At 60.7% G+C, this 21409-nt stretch carries 20 protein-coding genes; 11 read left to right on the top strand and 9 right to left on the bottom strand.

The window, feature by feature from the left end; all coding sequences use genetic code 11:
* The first annotated feature begins 167 nt into the window (after positions 1-167).
* From KUA23_RS06145 to KUA23_RS06135, 3 genes are all read left to right on the top strand, one after another.
* A complete protein-coding gene (locus KUA23_RS06145; RefSeq protein WP_252993585.1) occupies positions 168-1592 on the top strand; it encodes a gamma-aminobutyraldehyde dehydrogenase in 1425 nt (474 codons plus the stop codon).
* Positions 1593-1725: 133 nt separating this feature from the next.
* Positions 1726-3588, top strand: coding sequence for a flavin monoamine oxidase family protein (locus KUA23_RS06140; RefSeq protein WP_346356381.1), 1863 nt, complete (start codon positions 1726-1728; stop codon positions 3586-3588).
* Between the two features lie 296 nt (positions 3589-3884).
* Positions 3885-5510: a glucan biosynthesis protein D gene (locus KUA23_RS06135; RefSeq protein ID WP_078047157.1), complete on the top strand. Its 1626-nt coding sequence runs from the start codon at positions 3885-3887 to the stop codon at positions 5508-5510.
* 99 nt (positions 5511-5609) lie between these two features.
* On the opposite strand, the gene KUA23_RS06130 is transcribed toward KUA23_RS06135, so the two are convergent.
* The 3 genes from KUA23_RS06130 to KUA23_RS06120 all read right to left on the bottom strand — a co-directional run bounded on the left by KUA23_RS06130 (position 5610) and on the right by KUA23_RS06120 (position 9201).
* Positions 5610-5795, bottom strand: a complete 186-nt coding sequence (locus KUA23_RS06130) for a hypothetical protein (RefSeq protein ID WP_078047156.1) — start codon at positions 5793-5795, stop codon at positions 5610-5612.
* Between the two features lie 270 nt (positions 5796-6065).
* Positions 6066-7172 carry an NADH:flavin oxidoreductase/NADH oxidase gene (locus KUA23_RS06125; protein WP_078047155.1) on the bottom strand — a complete coding sequence of 369 codons (1107 nt, stop codon included), beginning with the start codon at positions 7170-7172 and terminating at the stop codon, positions 6066-6068.
* 127 nt (positions 7173-7299) lie between these two features.
* On the bottom strand, positions 7300-9201 hold the full coding sequence (locus KUA23_RS06120; RefSeq protein WP_078047154.1) for a potassium transporter Kup: 1902 nt from the start codon (positions 9199-9201) through the stop codon (positions 7300-7302).
* Between the two features lie 289 nt (positions 9202-9490).
* Between KUA23_RS06120 and rimO the strand changes: the two genes are divergently transcribed.
* From rimO to tsaA, 5 genes are all read left to right on the top strand, one after another.
* Positions 9491-10831, top strand: a complete 1341-nt coding sequence (gene rimO / locus KUA23_RS06115) for a 30S ribosomal protein S12 methylthiotransferase RimO (RefSeq protein ID WP_003231334.1) — start codon at positions 9491-9493, stop codon at positions 10829-10831.
* A 105-nt stretch (positions 10832-10936) separates the two neighbouring features.
* On the top strand, positions 10937-11407 hold the full coding sequence (locus KUA23_RS06110) for a GNAT family N-acetyltransferase (protein WP_099494188.1): 471 nt from the start codon (positions 10937-10939) through the stop codon (positions 11405-11407).
* A gap of 183 nt (positions 11408-11590) precedes the next feature.
* A complete protein-coding gene (locus KUA23_RS06105; protein ID WP_078047152.1) occupies positions 11591-12301 on the top strand; it encodes an rRNA pseudouridine synthase in 711 nt (236 codons plus the stop codon).
* Between the two features lie 69 nt (positions 12302-12370).
* The gene (locus KUA23_RS06100; RefSeq protein ID WP_010212675.1) at positions 12371-12832 is read left to right on the top strand and encodes a YehS family protein; all 462 of its coding nucleotides are present in this window, start codon (positions 12371-12373) and stop codon (positions 12830-12832) included.
* 3 nt (positions 12833-12835) lie between these two features.
* On the top strand, positions 12836-13531 hold the full coding sequence (tsaA, locus tag KUA23_RS06095; RefSeq protein WP_252993584.1) for a tRNA (N6-threonylcarbamoyladenosine(37)-N6)-methyltransferase TrmO: 696 nt from the start codon (positions 12836-12838) through the stop codon (positions 13529-13531).
* A gap of 148 nt (positions 13532-13679) precedes the next feature.
* Here the strand turns inward: tsaA and fpr are convergent, their stop codons facing one another.
* Positions 13680-14459 carry a ferredoxin-NADP reductase gene (gene fpr, locus KUA23_RS06090; RefSeq protein ID WP_003189055.1) on the bottom strand — a complete coding sequence of 260 codons (780 nt, stop codon included), beginning with the start codon at positions 14457-14459 and terminating at the stop codon, positions 13680-13682.
* Between the two features lie 123 nt (positions 14460-14582).
* On the opposite strand from fpr, the gene KUA23_RS06085 reads away from it, so the two are divergent.
* Positions 14583-15509 (top strand): LysR family transcriptional regulator, encoded by a 927-nt coding sequence (locus KUA23_RS06085; protein WP_122719680.1) that lies wholly within the window; start codon positions 14583-14585, stop codon positions 15507-15509.
* 3 nt (positions 15510-15512) lie between these two features.
* Here the strand turns inward: KUA23_RS06085 and KUA23_RS06080 are convergent, their stop codons facing one another.
* The 3 genes from KUA23_RS06080 to KUA23_RS06070 form a co-directional block, all read right to left on the bottom strand.
* Positions 15513-15875 (bottom strand): diacylglycerol kinase, encoded by a 363-nt coding sequence (locus KUA23_RS06080; protein ID WP_012722527.1) that lies wholly within the window; start codon positions 15873-15875, stop codon positions 15513-15515.
* A 75-nt stretch (positions 15876-15950) separates the two neighbouring features.
* Entirely contained in the window at positions 15951-16601 is a 651-nt protein-coding gene (gene erdR, locus KUA23_RS06075; RefSeq protein ID WP_003189050.1) for a response regulator transcription factor ErdR, read from the bottom strand.
* A 252-nt stretch (positions 16602-16853) separates the two neighbouring features.
* Positions 16854-17573 (bottom strand): tRNA-uridine aminocarboxypropyltransferase, encoded by a 720-nt coding sequence (locus tag KUA23_RS06070; RefSeq protein WP_252993583.1) that lies wholly within the window; start codon positions 17571-17573, stop codon positions 16854-16856.
* A gap of 179 nt (positions 17574-17752) precedes the next feature.
* On the opposite strand from KUA23_RS06070, the gene KUA23_RS06065 reads away from it, so the two are divergent.
* Complete coding sequence (locus KUA23_RS06065) at positions 17753-18193, top strand: PA3611 family quorum-sensing-regulated virulence factor (protein ID WP_034102440.1); 441 nt, start codon at positions 17753-17755, stop codon at positions 18191-18193.
* A gap of 377 nt (positions 18194-18570) precedes the next feature.
* Positions 18571-19683, top strand: coding sequence for an LOG family protein (locus KUA23_RS06060; protein WP_252993582.1), 1113 nt, complete (start codon positions 18571-18573; stop codon positions 19681-19683).
* 123 nt (positions 19684-19806) lie between these two features.
* On the opposite strand, the gene recX is transcribed toward KUA23_RS06060, so the two are convergent.
* Together recX and recA are read right to left on the bottom strand one after the other, a co-directional pair.
* Positions 19807-20274 carry a recombination regulator RecX gene (gene recX, locus KUA23_RS06055; RefSeq protein WP_078047146.1) on the bottom strand — a complete coding sequence of 156 codons (468 nt, stop codon included), beginning with the start codon at positions 20272-20274 and terminating at the stop codon, positions 19807-19809.
* A gap of 8 nt (positions 20275-20282) precedes the next feature.
* Positions 20283-21341 (bottom strand): recombinase RecA, encoded by a 1059-nt coding sequence (recA, locus tag KUA23_RS06050; protein ID WP_003189042.1) that lies wholly within the window; start codon positions 21339-21341, stop codon positions 20283-20285.
* Positions 21342-21409: the final 68 nt, after the last annotated feature.

Raw genomic sequence — 21409 nt, 5'->3', positions numbered from 1 at the left:
TGCAGCTGGAGGAGCTCAGTTCAAATGTGGGAGCGGGCTTGCTCGCGAAAGCGGTACATCAGATACACATGCGTCGTCTGACACACCGTATTCGCGAGCAAGCCCGCTCCCACATTAAGAGCCGGTTTCTTCAGGGAATTAACACTCGTTTTGAGGAGAGCTGAACCATGCAAACCAAACTGCTGATCAACGGCCACCTGGTCGAAGGCGAAGGCCCGACACAAGCCGTCTTCAACCCGGCCCTCGGCCGCGTACTGGTAGAAATCAAGGAAGCCAGCGAAGCCCAAGTCGACGCCGCCGTGCGTGCTGCCGATGCCGCCTTCGAAGGCTGGTCGCAAACCGCACCGAAGGATCGTTCGCTGCTACTGCTGAAACTGGCGGACGTGATCGAAGCCCACGGCGAAGAGCTGGCCAAGCTGGAATCGGACAACTGCGGCAAACCCTACAGCGCCGCGCTGAACGATGAGATCCCGGCGATCGCCGACGTGTTCCGCTTCTTTGCCGGCGCCAGCCGTTGCATGAGCGGGTCGGCGGGCGGTGAATACCTGCCCGGCCACACCTCGATGATCCGCCGCGACCCGGTGGGCGTGATCGCCTCCATTGCGCCGTGGAACTACCCACTGATGATGGTCGCCTGGAAAATCGCCCCGGCCCTCGCCGCCGGTAATACCGTGGTGCTCAAGCCGTCGGAACAAACCCCGCTGACCGCGTTGCGTATGGTCGAACTGGCTGCCGAAATTTTCCCGGCCGGTGTGCTCAACCTGGTGTTCGGTCGTGGGCCGACCGTGGGCAGCCCGCTGGTGACCCACCCGAAAGTGCGCATGGTGTCGCTGACCGGCTCCATTGCCACGGGCGCGAATATCATCTCCAGCACCGCCGACAGTGTGAAGCGCATGCACATGGAGCTGGGCGGCAAGGCGCCGGTGATCATCTTCAACGACGCCGATATCGATGCCGCCGTGGAAGGCATTCGCACCTTCGGCTTCTACAACGCCGGCCAGGATTGCACCGCGGCGTGCCGGATTTATGCCCAGGCGGATATCTACGATGCGTTTGTCGAGAAACTCGGCGCGGCGGTCGCCAGCATCAAGTACGGCCTGCAGGATGATCCGGCGACCGAGCTGGGCCCGCTGATTACCGCGCAACACCGCGACCGTGTGGCCGGATTTGTCGAGCGCGCCGTGGCACAGCCGCACATTCGCCTGGTCACCGGTGGCAAGGCGGTGGAAGGCAATGGCTTCTTCTTTGAACCGACCGTGCTGGCCGACGCGCAGCAGGACGACGAAATCGTGCGACGCGAAGTGTTCGGCCCGGTGGTATCGGTGACCAAGTTCAGCGATGAAGCACAGGTGCTGGGCTGGGCCAACGATTCGGACTACGGCTTGGCGTCATCCGTGTGGACCGCCGACGTAGGACGCGCCCATCGCTTGGCCGCGCGCCTGCAATACGGCTGCACCTGGGTGAACACCCACTTCATGCTCGTCAGCGAAATGCCTCACGGCGGTCAGAAACTGTCGGGTTATGGCAAGGACATGTCCATGTACGGACTGGAGGACTACACCACCGTTCGCCATGTGATGTTCAAGCACTGACCCCAGCGCCACCTCTGTAGGAGCCGGCTTGCCGGCGATGAGGCCAGTGAGCCATGCGTTGCTCTTGTGAACGCCATCGTCGGCAAGCCGGCTCTTACAGGGGTCTTATAACAATAAAATTTAGGTTCCCCCCATGGATATCACCCGCCGCGACTTCCTCAACGGCGTCGCTGTCACTATTGCAGCCGGCATGACTCCGCTGCAGATCCTCCAGGCCGCCCCCGATGGCCGCTACTACCCACCCGCCCTCACCGGCCTGCGCGGCAGCCATGTCGGTTCGTTCGAGGTGGCGCACCAGATGGGCTGGGAGAAGAAGGTGTTCGACACCGATAAGCTGCCGGTCACCGAGCACTATGACCTGGTGGTCGTGGGCGGCGGCTTGAGTGGGTTATCGGCGGCGTGGTTCTACCGCGAGAAGCATCCCAAGGCAAAGATCCTGATCCTGGAAAACCACGACGACTTCGGCGGCCACGCCAAGCGCAACGAATTCCAGGCCGGTGGCCGCATGATCATCGGCTACGGTGGCAGCGAGGCGTTCCAGTCGCCCAACCACCTGTACAGCAAGCAAGTGAACGGGCTATTGAAGAAACTCGGGGTGAATATCAAGCGCTTCGAAACCGCCTTCGACCGCCAGTTCTACCCAGACCTGGGGCTGTCGCGCGGGGTGTTTTTCGACAAGGAGAACTTCGGCGAAGACAAACTGGTGATCGGCGACCCCACGCCGATGGTGGCCGACGACATCGCGCCAGACCGGCTCAACGCGCGTGCCATCCGCGACTTCATCAATGACTTTCCGCTGCCGCCGGCTGACCGCCAGGCCCTGATCGAGCTGCACACGGCGCCCAAGGACTACCTGCCAGGCAAGACCGCAGAAGAAAAAGCCGACTACCTGGCAGCTACCAGCTACCGTGATTTCCTGCTTAAGAACGTAGGTTTATCGGAAGGCGCGGTGAAGTATTTCCAGAGCCGTACCAATGACTTCATGGCCCTGAGCATCGATGCGGTAGCGTCTTCCGATGCCTACAACGTGGGTTTCCCTGGTTTTGCCGGGCTGAACCTGGCACCGATCAGCGAAGAAGCCGCCGCCGAAATGGAAGAGCCCTACATCTATCACTTCCCGGACGGCAATGCGTCAGTCGCGCGGTTGCTGGTGCGTAGCCTGATTCCAGGCGTGGCACCGGGGCACACCATGGACGATATCGTGCTGGCGGCGTTTGACTACGCCAAGCTCGACCAGCCCAAGGCGGCCGTACGCTTGCGCCTGAACAGCACGGCGGTCAGCGTGCGAAATGTCGGGGATGGCGTGCATATCGGCTACAGCCGTGGCGGACAACTCGCACAGGTAAGCGGCAAACGCTGCATCCTGGCGTGCTACAACATGATGATTCCGTACCTGCTCAAGGACGTGCCAGCACCACAGGCCCACGCCCTGAGCCAGAATGTGAAGTACCCGCTGGTGTACACCAAGGTGGTGATCCGCAACTGGCAGTCGTTCCAAAAGCTCGGCGTGCATGAGATTTACGCGGCGACCCTGCCTTATAGCCGTATCAAGCTGGACTACCCGGTGAGCATGGGCGGCTATGACCACCCGCGTGACCCGACGCAGCCGATCGGCCTGCACATGGTCTACGTGCCTACCAGCCCCAACAGCGGCATGAACGCCCGCGACCAGGCCCGCGCCGGGCGCGGCAAGTTGTATGGGCAGACGTTCGAGCAGTTGGAAGCGCAGTTGCGCGACCAGTTGCAACGCATGCTGGGGCCAGGTGGTTTCGAGCATGAGCGCGATATCCTGGCGATCACTGTCAACCGTTGGTCACACGGTTATGCGAGCTTCTCCAACAGCTTGTTCGACAAAGCCGATGAAAGCGAAGCGTTGATGAAGCTGGCGAAAAAACCGGTGGGGCATGTGAGCATCGCCAACTCGGATGCGGCCTGGAGTGCGTATGCGCATGCGGCCATTGATGAGGCGTACCGCGCCGTTGGCGAAATCGCCTGACCCTTGTAGGAGCCGGCTTGCCGGCGATGAGGCCCTTGAGCCTTGCAGCGTTCTCTCGGACGCCATCGCCGGCAAGCCGGCTCCTACAGGGGGTTTTTGTGAGTTGGAAATGTCTTGTCGCATTTGCTAGGCCATCACGTCGCTATCAATCAATTTTCCTACGTCATCGAACCGCTTAAGCTATCCGGCGTCTGTTTAATGTCCGTTGCGTTTGGTCGAAGGCATGTCCGAACCGTAATTTCTGATCCGCTACGTGCCAGGAAAGGCGCGGGATTTGCTCACGACAGGTTGTCTCTATGCACCGCAGGAATTTGCTCAAAGCGTCCATGGCCATTGCGGCTTACACCGGTTTGTCGGCCAGCGGCCTGCTCGCCGCCCAGGCCTGGGCCGGGAACCGTGCCGCCGATGGCAAGGCCGTGGCGTTCGACTTCGACACGCTCAAGGCCCAGGCCAAACAACTCGCCGGGACCGCGTACAAGGACACCAAACAGGTACTGCCGCCGACCCTGGCGACCATGACCCCGCAGAATTTCAACGCCATCGGCTACGACGGCAACCATTCGCTGTGGAAGGAATTGAACGGGCAGCTGGACGTGCAGTTCTTCCACGTCGGCATGGGTTTCAAGACGCCGGTGCGTATGCACAGCGTCGACCCCAAGACCCGTGAAGCGCGTGAAGTGCATTTCCGCCCTTCGCTGTTCAATTACGAAAAAACCACGGTCGACACCAAGCAACTGACCGGCGACCTCGGTTTTTCCGGCTTCAAGCTGTTCAAGGCGCCGGAGCTGGATCGCCATGACGTGCTGTCGTTTCTCGGCGCCAGCTACTTCCGCGCGGTGGATTCCACCGGCCAGTACGGCCTTTCTGCCCGTGGCCTGGCCATCGACACCTACGCGAAAAAACGCGAGGAGTTTCCTGACTTCACGCAGTTCTGGTTTGAAACCCCGGACAAGAACGCCACCCGCTTCGTGGTCTACGCCCTGCTCGATTCGCCGAGCGCCACCGGCGCATACCGCTTCGACATCGACTGCCAGGCCAATCAGGTGGTGATGGCCATCGACGCCAATATCAATGCGCGCACCACCATTGAACAACTGGGCATCGCGCCGATGACCAGCATGTTCAGCTGCGGCACCCACGAGCGCCGCATGTGCGACACCATCCACCCGCAGATCCACGATTCGGACCGCCTGGCGATGTGGCGCGGCAACGGCGAGTGGATCTGCCGCCCACTGAACAACCCGGCCAAGCTGCAATTCAACGCGTTTGCCGATAAAGACCCGAAAGGCTTCGGCCTGGTGCAGACCGACCACGAATTCGCCAGCTACCAGGACACCGTGGACTGGTACAGCAAGCGCCCAAGCCTGTGGGTCGAACCCACGACAGCGTGGGGGGAAGGCTCGATCGACCTGCTGGAAATTCCTACCACCGGCGAAACCCTCGATAACATCGTGGCCTTCTGGACCCCGAAAAAACCCGTGGCCGCCGGCGACTCGCTCAACTACGGCTACAAGCTGTACTGGAGCGCCCTGCCACCGGTGAGCACGCCGCTGGCCCAGGTCGATGCCACCCGTTCCGGCATGGGCGGCTTTGTCGAAGGTTGGGCACCGGGTGAGCACTACCCTGAAGTCTGGGCGCGCCGTTTTGCCGTGGACTTCAAGGGCGGTGGCCTGGATCGCCTGCCACCAGGCACCGGGATAGAACCGGTCGTCACCTGTTCCCACGGCGAAGTCAAAGACTTCAGCGTGCTGGTGCTGGATAACATCAAGGGCTACCGCATCCTGTTCGACTGGTACCCGACCAGCGACAGCGTGGAGCCGGTGGAGCTGCGCCTGTTCATCCGCACCCAGGACCGCACCTTGAGTGAGACCTGGCTGTACCAGTACTTCCCGCCGGCACCGGACCAGCGCAAGTACACCTGAGCAACCTTGTAGGCGCTGGCTGGCCAGCGATGGCATCACTGCGGTGTGACTGACACACTGCGGTGCTTGCATCGCCGGCAAGCCAGCGCCCGCCAGTGCTCAGAACCGCGACACGCTCTTCATCGCCCCAATCAAATACCGCATCGCCACCTGATCGTTCTCGGTCAGGGCGCGGTATTGCGCCAACAACTCCATTTCATCCGTGCTCAGCCTTCGCCCCCGCAAAGACACCCGGCGAGCCAGAATCGACGTCACCACACCCACTACACCATAGGACTTGGCCATGGACTGCTTCTCCTGATATCCATCAAATACTCCTGCTGCCCATTACCCGCCTCCTATGAAGCGCAATGCCTCAGTGAGCAAACCGACTGACTTCCTGGGCCAGAAATCAGGCTTACCCTAAGCGTAGAAACGATCTCGCAACTTGTGGGATTTTTTTAGAGTATTCACTTAAAAAAATTTCGCGGTAACAAAGACCTACAGCCCTATCCCACCTTGCGGCCATAAAAAAACCCACCGGTCAGGGTGGGTTTTGGTGAAGCGTGCTGCGGGTCAATCCCTCAAGTCAGACTCATGGATCGGTTGGTCACGATGGGTGGCGCGCTGATATTGCGCCGGCCAGATGGCCTTGCGCCCGCCCAGGTCATCGTCGGCATGCAGCGGCCAGTAAGGGTCACGCAACAGTTCACGGGCGAGGAAGATGATATCGGCCTGGCAGGTGCGCAGGATGTGCTCGGCCTGGGCCGGCTCGGTGATCATGCCAACGGTGCCCGTGGCGATGCCCGATTCTTTACGCACGCGCTCGGCGAAGCGGGTCTGGTAGCCGGGGCCGGTGGGGATCTCGGCATTGGCGGCGGTGCCACCGGAGGACACGTCGATCAGGTCGACGCCCAAGTCTTTCAGGCGGCGCGCCAGCTCCACGGTTTCATCCGGGTTCCAGCCGTCTTCCACCCAGTCGGTGGCCGACACCCGCACAAACAGCGGCAGGTCCTGGGGCCAGACCTCACGCACTGCCTGGGTCACCTCAAGCACCAGGCGGATGCGGTTTTCAAACGAGCCACCGTACTGATCCTGACGCTGGTTGCTGATGGGCGAGAGAAATTGATGCAGCAGGTAACCATGGGCCGCGTGGATTTCCACCACTTCAAAGCCTGCGGTCAACGCGCGCTTGGCCGCGGCGACGAAATCGGCGATCACTTGCTGGATCTGTCCCTCGTCCAACTGCTTGGGTTGGGTGTGCTGGGGGTCAAAGGCAATGGGCGATGGCCCCACTGGCACCCAGCCACCGTCTTCGGGCTTGACGCTGCCATGCTTGCCGATCCACGGCCGATGGGTGCTGGCCTTGCGTCCGGCGTGGGCCAGTTGAATGCCCGCTACCGCGCCTTGGGCGGCAATGAAACGCGTGATGCGTTGCAGCGGTTCAATCTGCTCATCGTTCCACAGGCCAAGGTCCTGGGCGGTGATGCGGCCATCGGCCGTCACAGCGGTGGCTTCGGTGAAAATCAGCCCGGCGCCACCCACGGCACGGCTGCCAAGGTGCACCAGGTGCCAGTCATTGGCCAGGCCATCGTCGCTTGAGTACTGGCACATGGGCGACACGGCGATGCGGTTGAGCAGGGTCAATTGACGGAGGGTGTAGGGTTCGAGCAGTTGACTCATGGCGCACCTCTTCTGGGTTCTGTGGGCACTATTCAAACAGTGCTTAGAGCCTAGTCGACAACGCTGGATTGCACAGGGTTCAGAAAGGAAAGCGGGAGCCGGTTGCCGGCTCCCGTGCTGCAACGTCTTACATTTCGACCTGGGTGCCCAGCTCGATCACCCGGTTCACCGGGAGTTTGAAGAAGCGCAGGTTGCCGTTGGCGTTCTTCAACATAAAGGCGAACAACGCTTCGCGCCAACGGGCCATGCCCTTGATTCGAGACGCGATGACCGTTTCGCGGCTGAGGAAGTAGGTGGTGCGCATCGGGCTGAAGTCCAAGTCATCGAGGTGACACAGCTTCAGCGCCTCGGGCACATCCGGCTCATCGGTAAAGCCAAAGTGCAGGATCACGCGGAAGAAGCCTTCGCCGTAGGCATCCACCTCGAAGCGCCGTGCGGCCGGGACGCGGGGGATGTCCTCATAGACCACGGTCAGCAGCACCACTTGTTCATGCAACACCTGGTTATGCAGCAGGTTGTGCAACAGCGCATGGGGCACGGCGTCCGGGCGAGCGGTGAGGAACACGGCGGTGCCCTGCACCCGATGGGGCGGCTGCACGCGGATACTGCTGATAAAGATCGGCAGCGGCAGGCCACCTTCGTCGAGGCGCTCCACCAGCAATTGCTTGCCGCGCTTCCAGGTGGTCATCAGCACGAACAGCACGATCCCCGCCAAGACCGGGAAGGCGCCGCCCTGGATGATCTTCGGCACGTTGGCGGCAAAATACAGCCCGTCGACCAATAGGCAGCAGACCAACACCGGCACGGCCAGGATCGGTGGCCACTTCCACAGCAGCAACATCACGGCCGACACCAGGATGGTGGTCATCAACATGGTCCCGGTCACCGCCACGCCGTAGGCCGAGGCCAATGCGTTGGAGGATTCGAAGCCCAGCACCAGCAGGATCACACCGACCATCAGCGACCAGTTCACCGCGCCGATGTAGATTTGGCCCTGCTCGGCACTTGAGGTGTGCTGGATGTGCATGCGCGGGATGTAGCCCAGCTGGATCGCCTGGCGGGTCAACGAGAACGCGCCGGAAATAACCGCCTGGGAGGCAATCACTGTGGCCAGTGTCGACAACACCACCAGCGGGATCAGCGCCCAACTCGGGGCCAGCAGGTAGAACGGGTTGCGCGCGGCCTCCGGGTCGCCCAGCAGCATGGCGCCCTGGCCGAAATAGTTGAGCACCAGCGCCGGCAACACCAGGATGAACCAGGCACGGGCGATGGGTTTGCGGCCGAAGTGCCCCATGTCGGCGTACAGCGCCTCGGCGCCGGTCAATGCCAGCACCACCGCGCCCAGGATGGCCACGCCGATGCCTGGGTGAGCTTCAAAGAAGCGCACGCCCCACATCGGGTTCAACGCGTTGAGCACTTCAGGGTGCAGGGTGATGCCATACACACCGAGACCACCGAGCACCAGGAACCACGTCACCATCACCGGACCGAACAGCTTGCCGATACGGTCCGTGCCGTGTTTCTGGATCAGGAACAGCGCCACCAGCACCACCAGCGCGATGGGCACCACCCATTTTTCCAGGCCATCGAACGCCAGTTCCAAGCCTTCAATGGCCGACAAGACGGAAATCGCCGGGGTGATCATGCTGTCGCCGTAGAACAGCGCTGCCCCGCACAGGCCACAGACCACCAGGAAACTGCGCAGCTTCTTGCGCTCCCCCGCCGCCCGTCGTGCCAGGGCCGTGAGCGCCATGATGCCGCCCTCACCCTGGTTGTCGGCGCGCAGCACGAACAGCATGTACTTGATCGAGACCACCCAGATCAGCGACCAGAAGATCAGCGCCAGGATCCCCAGCACGCCATCATGGTTGACCTGAACCCCATAACCGCCGTTGAACACCTCTTTAAGGGTGTAGAGCGGGCTGGTCCCGATATCGCCGTAAACCACCCCGACCGCTGCCACCAGCATGCCAATCGGTTTGGCGTTCGACTGCTCGGCACCTGCTGCCTGATTACTCGCGTGACCCATCAACCACTCCTGCCCTTTGACCTGAGGTCTTTTATAAACAACGCGTCTAAGCTGACCGTAGCATGCGCTGTTTTACTTCTCGTAACAGACGTTTTATTGACCTCGGGCTTTTACCCGTGTGCAACGGCGCGAAGCATAGCGCAGCACTCGTCGCATTTCCCTGCATAAAGCTGGTCAAGTGCGCTGCCCGTCGCTAGAATTGCGCACTTTTTGATCAGAGGCGCACCAAGCGCCCGTCCGCAGCCCTGTCGTGCCCGACTGGCGGCGTCATTCAATACCGAGGTTAGACATGTCCACCACCATCGCAAAGGCCAACCCCAAGGTTGGCTTTGTTTCCCTGGGTTGCCCGAAGGCTCTGGTCGACTCCGAGCGCATCCTCACGCAACTGCGTATGGAAGGCTATGACGTTGTGTCCACTTACCAGGACGCCGACGTGGTGGTGGTCAACACCTGCGGCTTCATCGACTCGGCCAAGGCAGAGTCGCTGGAAGTGATCGGCGAAGCCATCAAGGAAAACGGCAAGGTCATCGTGACCGGCTGCATGGGCGTGGAAGAAGGCAATATCCGCAACGTGCACCCGAGCGTGCTGGCGGTGACCGGCCCGCAGCAATACGAGCAGGTGGTCAACGCCGTGCACGAAGTGGTGCCACCGCGCCAGGACCACAACCCGCTGATCGACCTGGTGCCGCCGCAAGGCATCAAGCTGACGCCGCGCCACTACGCGTATTTGAAGATTTCCGAAGGCTGCAACCACAGCTGCAGCTTTTGCATCATCCCGTCGATGCGCGGCAAGCTGGTCAGCCGCCCGGTCGGTGACGTACTGGACGAGGCCCAGCGCCTGGTCAAATCCGGCGTCAAAGAGCTGCTGGTGATCTCCCAGGACACCAGCGCCTACGGCGTCGACGTGAAATACCGCACCGGTTTCTGGAACGGCGCGCCGGTGAAAACCCGCATGACCGAGCTGTGCGAAGCCCTCAGCAGCCTGGGTGTGTGGGTGCGCCTGCACTACGTTTACCCGTACCCGCACGTGGACGAGCTGATCCCGCTGATGGCCGCCGGCAAGATCCTGCCGTACCTGGACATCCCGTTCCAGCACGCCAGCCCCAAAGTGCTCAAGGCCATGAAACGCCCGGCCTTCGAAGACAAGACCCTGGCGCGCATCAAGAACTGGCGCGAGATCTGCCCGGAACTGATCATCCGTTCGACCTTCATCGTCGGCTTCCCTGGCGAAACCGAAGAAGACTTCCAGTACTTGCTGGACTGGCTGACCGAAGCCCAACTCGACCGCGTCGGCTGCTTCCAGTACTCGCCGGTTGAAGGCGCCCCGGCCAACCTGCTGGACCTGGCCGTGGTACCGGATGACGTCAAGCAGGACCGTTGGGAGCGCTTCATGGCGCACCAACAGGCCATCAGCTCGGCGCGCCTGCAACTGCGTATCGGCAAGGAAATCGAAGTGTTGATCGATGAAGTCGACGAGCAAGGCGCCGTCGGCCGTTGCTTCTTCGATGCTCCGGAAATCGACGGTAACGTGTTTATCGACGACGCCAGCGGCCTGAAGCCGGGTGACAAGGTCTGGTGCACCGTGACCGATGCCGACGAATACGACCTGTGGGCTGAAAAGCGCGACTGATCGATGTAAAAATTTGAAAAAGCCCTGCCTCTGGACACGATGCAGGGCTTTTTTAGGTCTATCGTTTTGCCCATTGGCGCCAATTATCGGCAAGGGGCAGCGAGCATGCGTCAGCATTCGGTTATCCACACACCTAAAATCAGCGACTACGCGGAGTTGGCGCGCCTCTGGGAAGCCTCGGTGCGGGCCACCCACGATTTTTTGCCGGACAGCTACATTGTGCTGCTCAAGAATCTGGTGCTGACCCGCTACCTGGACGCCGTGATGCTGATCTGCACCAAGGACACGCGCCAACGCATCACCGGGTTTGCCGGGGTAGCGTGCGGTAAGGTCGAGATGCTGTTTATCGACCCGCAGCACCGGGGTGAAGGCCTGGGCCGGCAATTGCTGCGGTATGCGATTGAGCACTTGAATGCCGACGAACTGGACGTCAACGAACAGAATCCCCAGGCCCTGGGTTTCTACTTCAAACAGGGTTTTGAAGTGATCGGACGCACGGAGCATGATGGCCTCGGCCAGCCTTACCCATTGCTGCACCTGCGTTTGCGCCAGCAACAACACCTGCGCAGTGGCTGACAACGCGCAAAGCAAATGTGGGAGCTGGCTTGCCTGCGATACAGGCAACTCGGTGTATCAGGTGCACCACGGCGATGCCATCGCCGGCAAGCTCCCACAAAAAGCGCCAGCACTGAAATGGGGCCGGGATTAACCGGCGCCAGGCAGGTACAATAGCCGCCCCCTTTTGTTACGGCCCTTGTCATGACTGACCCCATACGCCTCTCCAAACGCCTTATCGAACTGGTCGGTTGCTCCCGTCGGGAGGCTGAGCTGTTCATCGAAGGCGGCTGGGTCTCGGTGGACGGTGAAGTGATCGACGAGCCGCAGTTCAAAGTCACCACCCAGAAGGTCGAGCTGGACCCGGAGGCCAAGGCCACCGCGCCCGAGCCGGTGACCATCCTGCTGCACGCCCCCGCCGGCGTGGATGCCGAAACGGCCATGGCGTCGATCAGCGCCGAAACGCTCTCGGAAGAACACCGCTTCGGCAAGCGCCCGCTCAAAGGGCACTTCCTGCGCCTGACCGCCAGCGCCGACCTGCAGGCCAAGGCCAGCGGCCTGCTGGTGTTCACACAAGACTGGAAGATCCTGCGCAAGTTGACCGCCGATGCCGCCAAGATCGAGCAGGAATACGTGGTGGAAGTCGAAGGCGATATGGTTGCCCACGGCCTCAACCGCCTGAACCACGGCCTGACCTACAAAGGCAAGGAGCTGCCTGCTGTCAAAGCCAGCTGGCAGAACGAAAACCGCCTGCGCTTTGCGATGAAAAACCCGCAGCCAGGCGTGATCGCGCTGTTCTGCGAAGCAGTTGGCCTGAAAGTCATCGCCATTCGCCGCATCCGCATTGGCGGCGTGTCCATCGGCAAAGTGCCGGTCGGCCAATGGCGTTACCTGTCCGGCAAAGAGAAGTTCTAAACCGCGCCCCTTTTCTCGGCACCGTCCCATGGCGGCGGTGCCCTCAGTTGAATACCAGGATTGCCTACCATGATTCACAACGACGTATTGCGCAGCGTGCGCTACATGCTCGACATCAGCGATAACAAGATGGTCGAGATCATCAAGCTCGGCGGCATGGACGTGACCAAGGACGACCTGCTGACCTACCTCAAGAAGGACGAGGAAGAAGGCTTCGTGTTCTGCCCGGATGAAGTCATGGCCCACTTCCTTGATGGCCTGGTGATCTTCAAGCGCGGCAAGGACGAAAGCCGCCCGCCGCAGCCGATCGAAACGCCGGTGACCAACAACATCATCCTCAAGAAGCTGCGCGTGGCCTTCGAGCTGAAGGAAGACGATATGCACGCCATTCTCAAGGCTGCTGAGTTCCCCGTGTCCAAGCCTGAGCTGAGCGCGCTGTTCCGCAAGTTCGGCCACACCAACTACCGTCCGTGTGGCGACCAGTTGCTGCGTAACTTTCTCAAGGGCCTGACGCTGCGGGTGCGTGCGTAAGCCATGAGTTACCACGTCTCGCCCGTCGGCTTCGTGCGCTCCTGCTTCAAGGAGAAGTTCGCCATCCCACGCCAGCCGCAGCTGGCGCCGGCCGCCCGTGGCGTGCTGGAGTTGGTGGCGCCGTTCGACGGGGGTGAGGCGGTGCAGGGCCTGGAGCAGGTCAGTCACGTGTGGCTGTTGTTCCTGTTTCACCAGGCGCTGGAAGACAAGCCCCGCCTGAAGGTGCGCCCTCCGCGCCTGGGCGGCAACACCTCCATGGGTGTGTTTGCGACCCGCGCGACCCACCGGCCCAATGGCGTCGGCCAGTCGGTGGTGAAGCTGGACAAAGTCGAGCCAGGACGCCTGTGGATTTCCGGCATTGACCTGCTGGATGGCACGCCGGTGCTGGATATCAAGCCGTATGTGCCGTATGCCGACATCGTCGACACGGCCACCAACGACATCGCCAGCGCCGCGCCGCAGCTGATCCCCGTGCAGTGGCTGAAGACTGCCCTGCAACAGGCACAAGGCCATGCGCAGCGCCTGGGCGAGCCGCTGGTGGAGTTGATCGATCAGTGCCTGGCACAGGATCCTCGGCCGGCGTATCAGACGCCGGGGCCAGAGCGAGAGTATGGCGCGCAGTTCTGGGATGTGGATGTGCGGTGGCACTATCCCGAGGCTGGGGTGATTTGTGTGCTGGAAGTGCTTTCGGCTGGATAAACCCAGAAAAACAATGTGGGAGCTGCTTTTTGTAGGAGCTGGCTTGCCTGCGATGGCATCACCTCGGTTTAACTAAAGACCGAGGCGTCGGCATCGCAGGCAAGCCAGCTCCCACACACGCCGGCTCCCACATTGTTTGGATCGGTGTTTATTTCTCGACGAACGCTCGCTCGATCAGGTAATCACCCGGCTCACGCATCCGTGGCGAAACCTTCAGGCCGAAGCTGTTCAACACTTCGCTGGTTTCGTCCAGCATGCTTGGGCTGCCGCACAGCATGGCGCGGTCGTCTTCAGGGTTGATCGGCGGCAGGCCAATGTCGCTGAACAGCTTGCCGCTGCGCATCAAGTCGGTCAGGCGGCCTTCGTTTTCGAACGGCTCGCGGGTCACGGTCGGGTAGTAGATCAACTTGTCACGCAGGGCCTCGCCGAAGAATTCGTTCTGCGGCAGGTGCTCGGTGATGAATTCGCGGTAAGCGACTTCGTTGACGTAACGCACGCCGTGGCACAGGATCACTTTTTCGAAGCGCTCGTAGGTTTCCGGGTCCTGGATCACGCTCATAAAGGGAGCAAGGCCAGTGCCGGTGCTGAGCAGGTAGAGGTGTTTGCCCGGCTTCAAATCGTCAAGCACCAGGGTGCCTGTCGGTTTTTTGCTGATGATGATCTCGTCGCCTTCCTTCAAGTGCTGCAATTGGGAAGTCAGCGGGCCATCCGGCACCTTGATGCTGAAGAACTCCAGATGCTCTTCCCAGTTCGGGCTGGCAATGGAGTAAGCGCGCATGAGCGGGCGGCCGTTGGGTTGTTGCAGGCCGATCATCACGAACTGACCGTTCTCGAAGCGCAGGCCCGGATCGCGGGTGCACTTGAAGCTGAACAGAGTGTCGTTCCAGTGATGAACACTGAGGACACGCTCGTGGTTCATGTTGCTCATGTACGGGGGACTCCTGGAAATGGGTCTGCGCCAAATGTAGTTGCGCAATTGCACAGCATTCTAATGGCGGCGACAATATCTGTTAACTGGATTATTAAGATAAGGGTTATCGGTTATATCGATATGCGATTTACTCTCCGTCAACTGCAAGTCTTCGTCGCCGTCGCCCAGCAGGAAAGCGTCTCCCGCGCTGCTGGCCTTCTGGCCTTATCTCAATCCGCCGCCAGCACTTCGATTACCGAGCTGGAGCGTCAATCCAGCTGCCAATTATTCGACCGTGCAGGCAAACGCCTGAGCCTCAACGCGCTCGGTCATCAACTGTTGCCCCAGGCGGTAGCGCTGCTGGACCAGGCCAAGGAGATCGAAGACCTGCTTAACGGCAAGTCCGGCTTCGGCTCACTGGCGGTCGGTGCCACCCTCACCATCGGCAACTACCTGGCCACTCTGCTGATCGGCAGCTTCATGCAGCAGCACCCCGAGAGCCAGGTGAAGCTGCATGTGCAGAACACTGCACATATCGTGCACCAAGTTGCGCATTACGAAATTGACCTGGGTCTAATCGAAGGCGACTGCAGCCACCCGGATATCGAGGTGCAAACCTGGGTGGAAGATGAACTGGTGGTGTTTTGCGCGCCGCAGCATCACCTGGCCAAGCGTGGTGTGGCGAGCATGGATGAGTTAACCCACGAGGCGTGGATCCTGCGGGAACAGGGCTCGGGCACGCGCCTGACGTTTGACCAAGCCATGCGCCACCACCGCAGCACGTTGAATATCCGCCTGGAACTGGAGCACACCGAGGCGATCAAGCGTGCGGTGGAGTCGGGGTTGGGGATCGGCTGCATTTCGCGGCTGGCGCTGCGCGATGCCTTCCGCCGTGGCAGCCTGGTGCCGGTGGAGACGCCGGACCTGGACCTGGCCCGGCAGTTCTACTTCATCTGGCACAAACAGAAGTACCAGACCTCGGCCATGCGCGAGTTCCTGGAGTTATGCCGTGCCTTCACCGCCGGGGTTCAGCGCAGCGACGAGATCGTGCTGCCGAGCATTGCCTGAAGGTCAGACCAGGATCACGGCCCACACCAGGGTGATCATGGTCAGCGCGACGAATTGCGCGGCGCTGCCCATGTCCTTGGCGTTTTTCGACAGCGGGTGGCGGTCCAGGGAAATGCGATCGATCGCCGCTTCCACTGCCGAGTTAAGCAATTCGACGATCAACGCCAGCAGGCAGACCGCGATGAGCAAGGCACGCTCGACCCGGCTGACATTCAGGAAAAAGCTCACCGGGATCAGGATCACGTTAAGCAGCACCAACTGGCGGAACGCCGCCTCGCCGGTGAACGCCGCGCGCAGGCCATCCAGGGAATACCCCCCAGCATTGAAGATACGTTTGATACCGGTTTGACCCTTGAAAGGCGACATAGATGTAGGCAACTGAACCAAAGGAGTGGGGAAACTAGATCACGCAAAGTCAAAAAAGCGTGAATCGCTGACAGCTTAATGCTGCGAAATTGACTCAAGTTGTTGCAAGAGCAGCGCCGCCTGGGTGCGCGTTCGCACGCCCAACTTGCGGAAGATCGCCGTCACATGCGCCTTGATCGTCGCTTCCGAGACGCTCAGCTCGTAGGCAATCTGTTTGTTCAACAACCCTTCGCACACCATGGTCAACACCCGGAACTGCTGGGGCGTCAGGCTGGCAAGGCCATCACGGGCGGCCTTGGCTTCGTCGGACACGTTGATTTCTTCAAATGCCTGCGGCGGCCAGGACACATCGCCATCCAACACCGTACGCACGGCTTTCTGGATATCTTCCATCGCGCTGGACTTGGGAATGAACCCGCTGGCGCCAAACTCCTTGGAGCGCACCACCACATCGGCTTCTTCCTGGGCCGAGACCATCACCACAGGGATCTGCGGGTATTGCCCGCGCAATAGCACCAGCCCGGAGAAACCGTAGGCACCGGGCATGTTCAGGTCGAGCAGCACCAGGTCCCAGTCGGATTTTTCGGTGAGGCGGGCTTCCAGCTCGGCAATGCTGGCCACTTCGACCAGGCGCACGTCCGGGCCGAGGCCCAGGGTCACGGCCTGGTGCAACGCACTGCGAAACAGCGGGTGGTCATCGGCTATCAGGATTTCGTATGTGGCCATTGATTAAATGATCCTGTTTTTTATGGGAGCCCTGATGGGTTCAGGGTTCGCCAGTACACAAGGCGACAGCCAGGCAGCCATCGCCACAGGGCACGCTCAACGTCAAAAGCACCTGGAACGACGTCGAAAATTCACGGTTGCACCCCAATCGGCGCCCAGCATGCCCAGCGTAGCCTAGGGGGTCAAGCACTACGCCCACGGGCATTTTAGCGGGGTGAGGGTTTAGGGTGCCATCATGCAAACGTCGTCTGGCTATACCGCCGGTACATGGGGCGCAAGACGAGTATGGACGATGTCCGTCGGGTCCAGGGGCAACTGGAACTTGGCCGCCAGATAATGGGTGCTGAAGACGTCGAGGTAGGCGTCCAGCACTTCGCAGGCTACTGGGTCATCGGCCAGCTCAAGGCACAGGGCCGCGACTTCGGCGGTACAGAAGTGGTCGTCGCGCTTTGAGCGGCGCAGCTTGTAGCGTGACAGCTGTTCCGGGGCCAGGCTGAGTACCGGCAAATGCTCCAGGTAGGGACTTTTGCGGAACATCTTGCGCGCCTCACTCCAGGTGCCATCCAGCAGGATGAACAGCGGGCGCTTGCCCTCCTCCACCGTGACTTCGCTGACGACACGCTCGGCGGCGACAAACTCGCCAGGGAACACGATGTAAGGCTGCCACTGCGGGTCGGCCAGCAGGGTGAGCAAGTCAGGATCGACCTCGGTGCGCGACCAGGCAAACGCCGTGGTGTCGTCGATGACATCGGCGATCAGCCAGCCGGTGTTGCTGGGTTTCATCGGCTCGACGTCATGCATCAGCAGGCACATGGCGGATTTCGCCGCGACCTTTGGCCGCCAGGCACACAGGCAATACTCGGGGATGACCCGGCAGCCGGGGCAGCGCTCGGCACGCGAGCCACGATTAAGAAACGGCCGGACGGCGCGGGCCAGGCGCTGAGTGCGCAGGCGGGAAACGGCGTGGCTCATCGGATGCGCCGCTGGAACGGGTAAATCGACACGGTAAAAACTCGTGGAAGGCGGAAGTGGCCGCAGTTTACCAGCGATACGCCTGGCTGTAGTGGCAGGGGCTCACCTATAATTGCGCGCCACTGAACGCACAGCGCAGTGGCTGGTCTATGCACCAGTAACCGAATCAGGAGAGTTTCATGCTGCGTTCCATGCTGCGTTTTGTCGCCCCATCCGTCGCCCTCGCGCTGGTATTGCCCGTGTGCGCCCAGGCGGCCTCGCTGCTGGAGGCCCAAATGAACCGGAAACTGCAAAGCGTCGCGGCCGAAAGCAACAAGGACCTGCCACGGGAAATCGACGAAAAAACCCTGGAAGTCGCCTACACCGTAGAAGGTATGCAACTGATCGACCACTTGAGCGTGTTGCCCGACCGCGCGGAACAGATGCGTGCCAACCCCAAGGCGGTGTATTTCCAACTGGGCCAGAGCGTGTGCCTGAATAAAGGCTACCGCGAGCTGATGGCCAAGGGCGCGGTGATGCGCTACGAAATCACCGAGAACAAGACCAACCGTCCTGTGGCATCGGTGAAGTTCGTGGAAGCGGATTGCCCGGCACCGGCTGCGGCCAAGAAGAAAAAGTAACCTGTGCCTGACCCTCGCGCGCTGCCGTCCGGTGGCGCGCACTCCCTGCGCTTCAACTCCCCGTACACAGCTAAACTCCCTGATGAGTGACCAATAAGCGGTTGCCAGCCAAGGGTTTTTCGGCCCATGATCACGCTATCCCAACCGCCCGTTCACAATGGTTTCCACACCGTTCTGTAACATTTTCAGGGCAAAAGAGGGTTGCCCTCCTGCGACTTGCAGTGCAAAGGTTTTTAAATCACAAGGAACATACAGAGTCCGTTTGCCGCCTGGTGAACCTGTGCAATGCCTTGGGCATGCAGCGACACATGCAGTGTCGCGGCCGCCGGACGAATTTCTCGCCGCAGGCCCCGCCTCTGTGAAGAAGGAGAAGTTGAATGCCTTACGAACCGAACGACAGCCTGCTCCGACATTTTGAAGAAAACGGCGCCGACCTCACGCAGCAGGTCGAAACCCAACTCCAGCTGATCGCCCCCAACAGCCCGAACATTCCGCTATACCGCGACATGATCCTCACCGTGCTGCGCATGGCTCAGGACGACCGCAACCGCTGGAACGCCAAGATTACCCTGCAAGCCATCCGTGAACTCGACCATGCCTTTCGCGTGCTGGAGCAGTTCAAGGGGCGGCGCAAGGTCACGGTGTTTGGCTCGGCCCGTACGCCGGTCGAAAGCCCACTGTATGCCCTGGCCCGCGAAGTGGGCGCTGCCCTGGCACGCTCGGACCTGATGGTGATCACTGGCGGCGGCGGTGGCATCATGGCCGCAGCCCACGAAGGCGCCGGCCTGGAACACAGCCTGGGGTTCAACATCACTCTGCCGTTTGAACAGCATGCCAACCCGACCATCGATGGCACCGAGAACCTGCTGTCCTTCCACTTCTTCTTTACCCGCAAGCTGTTCTTCGTCAAGGAGGCCGATGCACTGGTGCTGTGCCCGGGCGGTTTCGGCACCCTGGATGAAGCGCTTGAGGTACTGACCCTGATCCAGACCGGCAAGAGCCCACTGGTACCCGTGGTATTGCTGGACGCGCCCGGCGGCGGTTTCTGGCAAGGCGCCCTGGACTTTATCCGCAGCCAGCTGGAAGCCAACCGCTACATCCTGCCCACCGACCTCAAGCTGGTACGCCTGGTGTACAGCGCCGAAGAGGCCGTGGAAGAGATCAACCAGTTTTATGCCAACTTCCACTCCACCCGCTGGTTGAAGCGTGAGTTTGTGGTGCGCATGCATCACCCGCTCAGTGATCGGGCATTGGCCCACTTGCAGGGTGAATTCGCCAGCCTGCGGCTAAGTGGAGAGTTCCAGCAACTTGCGTATACCGGCGAAGAGCATGATGAGCCGAGGTTCAGCCATCTGACGCGGTTGGTGTTCAACTTCAATGGTCGCGATCAGGGCCGGCTGCGGGAGCTGGTGGATTACATCAACCTACCGGAGAACTGGGCGCAAGCTCAGGGGAAGGCGCAGCAACGAGTGGCGCCGGAGCCAGCGTGATTTTTTGAAGGCAAAAAAAAGACCCACTATTTTCATAGTGGGTCTTTTTTATCGGCGGTGGTTTAGAGGGGTGGGGACGCTTCGCAGCCCGGCGGGAGCAAGCTCCCTCACCACACGAAGTATTCAGTCGTCCATGTCTCGACCGCTCAACAAGCGACTGATCATCTCCATCGAAAACCCGCGATAACTCAGGAATCGCCCTTGCTTCGCACGCTCCCTGGCATCAATAGGCAGATGGCCAGAAAACTTGCGTCGCCAGGTGTCTTCCAACTGCGCCTGCCAGTTGATCCCGCATTCACGCAAGGCAAGGTCGATATCTGCGCGTTGCAGGCCTCGCTGACTCAGCTCTTCGCGAATACGCGCCGGGCCGTAGCCGGAGCGGGCTCGGTAGGAGACAAAACTTTCGAGGTAACGGGATTCGGAAAGCAGCCCCTCTTCCGTCAGGCGGTCGAGGGCTGTTTCGATCATCTCGGGCTCCGCGCCGCGCTGACGCAGTTTACGCGTCAGCTCGACCCGACCATGCTCGCGGCGAGCGAGCAGGTCCATTGCGGTGCGCCGAACGGCGACGAGTGTATCCAGTACAACGGTCATCGTTTGCTTCAGATATCAGTGTCAGCTTCTTCCACTTCTTCAACCGGCTCGCGGTTGGCGGCAGCTTTCACGTCTGGCGCTGCGGTCAGCAGCTTGTCGCGGATCTGCTTTTCAAGCGTGGCAGCGATGTCCGGGTTGTCCGCCAGGAACTTGGCCGAGTTGGCCTTGCCTTGGCCGATCTTGCTGCCGTTGTAGGCATACCAGGCACCGGATTTTTCAACGAAACCGTGCAGTACGCCCAGGTCGATCATCTCGCCGTTCAGGTAGATACCCTTACCGTAGAGAATCTGGAACTCAGCCTGACGGAACGGCGGAGCCACTTTGTTCTTCACGACTTTAACGCGGGTTTCGCTACCCACAACCTCGTCACCTTCTTTCACCGCGCCAGTACGGCGGATATCCAGACGGACCGAAGCGTAGAACTTCAGCGCGTTACCACCGGTGGTGGTTTCCGGGCTGCCGAACATCACGCCGATCTTCATACGGATCTGGTTGATGAAGATCACCAGGCAGTTGGCGTTCTTGATGTTACCGGTGATTTTACGCAGCGCCTGGGACATCAGACGGGCTTGCAGGCCCACGTGCATGTCACCCATCTCGCCTTCGATTTCAGCCTTCGGTACCAGGGCAGCCACGGAGTCGACTACGATCACGTCGATGGCGTTGGAACGCACCAGCATGTCGGTGATTTCCAGGGCTTGCTCACCAGTGTCCGGCTGCGAAACCAGCAGGTCGTCAACATTGACGCCCAGTTTGCCGGCGTATTCAGGATCGAGGGCGTGCTCGGCGTCGACGAACGCACAGGTGGCGCCCATTTTCTGCGCCTGGGCAATCACCGACAGGGTCAGGGTGGTTTTACCGGAAGATTCAGGACCGTAGATTTCAACGATACGGCCTTTTGGCAGGCCGCCAATGCCGAGCGCGATATCCAGACCCAGAGAGCCAGTGGAAATAGCCGGGATCGCCTGACGGTCGTGATCGCCCATACGCATTACGGCACCCTTGCCGAATTGACGTTCGATCTGACCCAGGGCCGCAGCCAAGGCTTTCTTCTTGTTGTCGTCCATTAAAGTCCTCACGTAATCAATAAGGCCTGGTCGGCCAACACCTGTATAAGTAGACAGTATTGTTCCAC

It is taken from the genome of Pseudomonas pergaminensis (genome assembly GCF_024112395.2).
In the GTDB taxonomy this organism is placed as follows: domain Bacteria; phylum Pseudomonadota; class Gammaproteobacteria; order Pseudomonadales; family Pseudomonadaceae; genus Aquipseudomonas; species Aquipseudomonas pergaminensis.
This window is presented reverse-complemented; position numbering and strand designations above follow the sequence as displayed.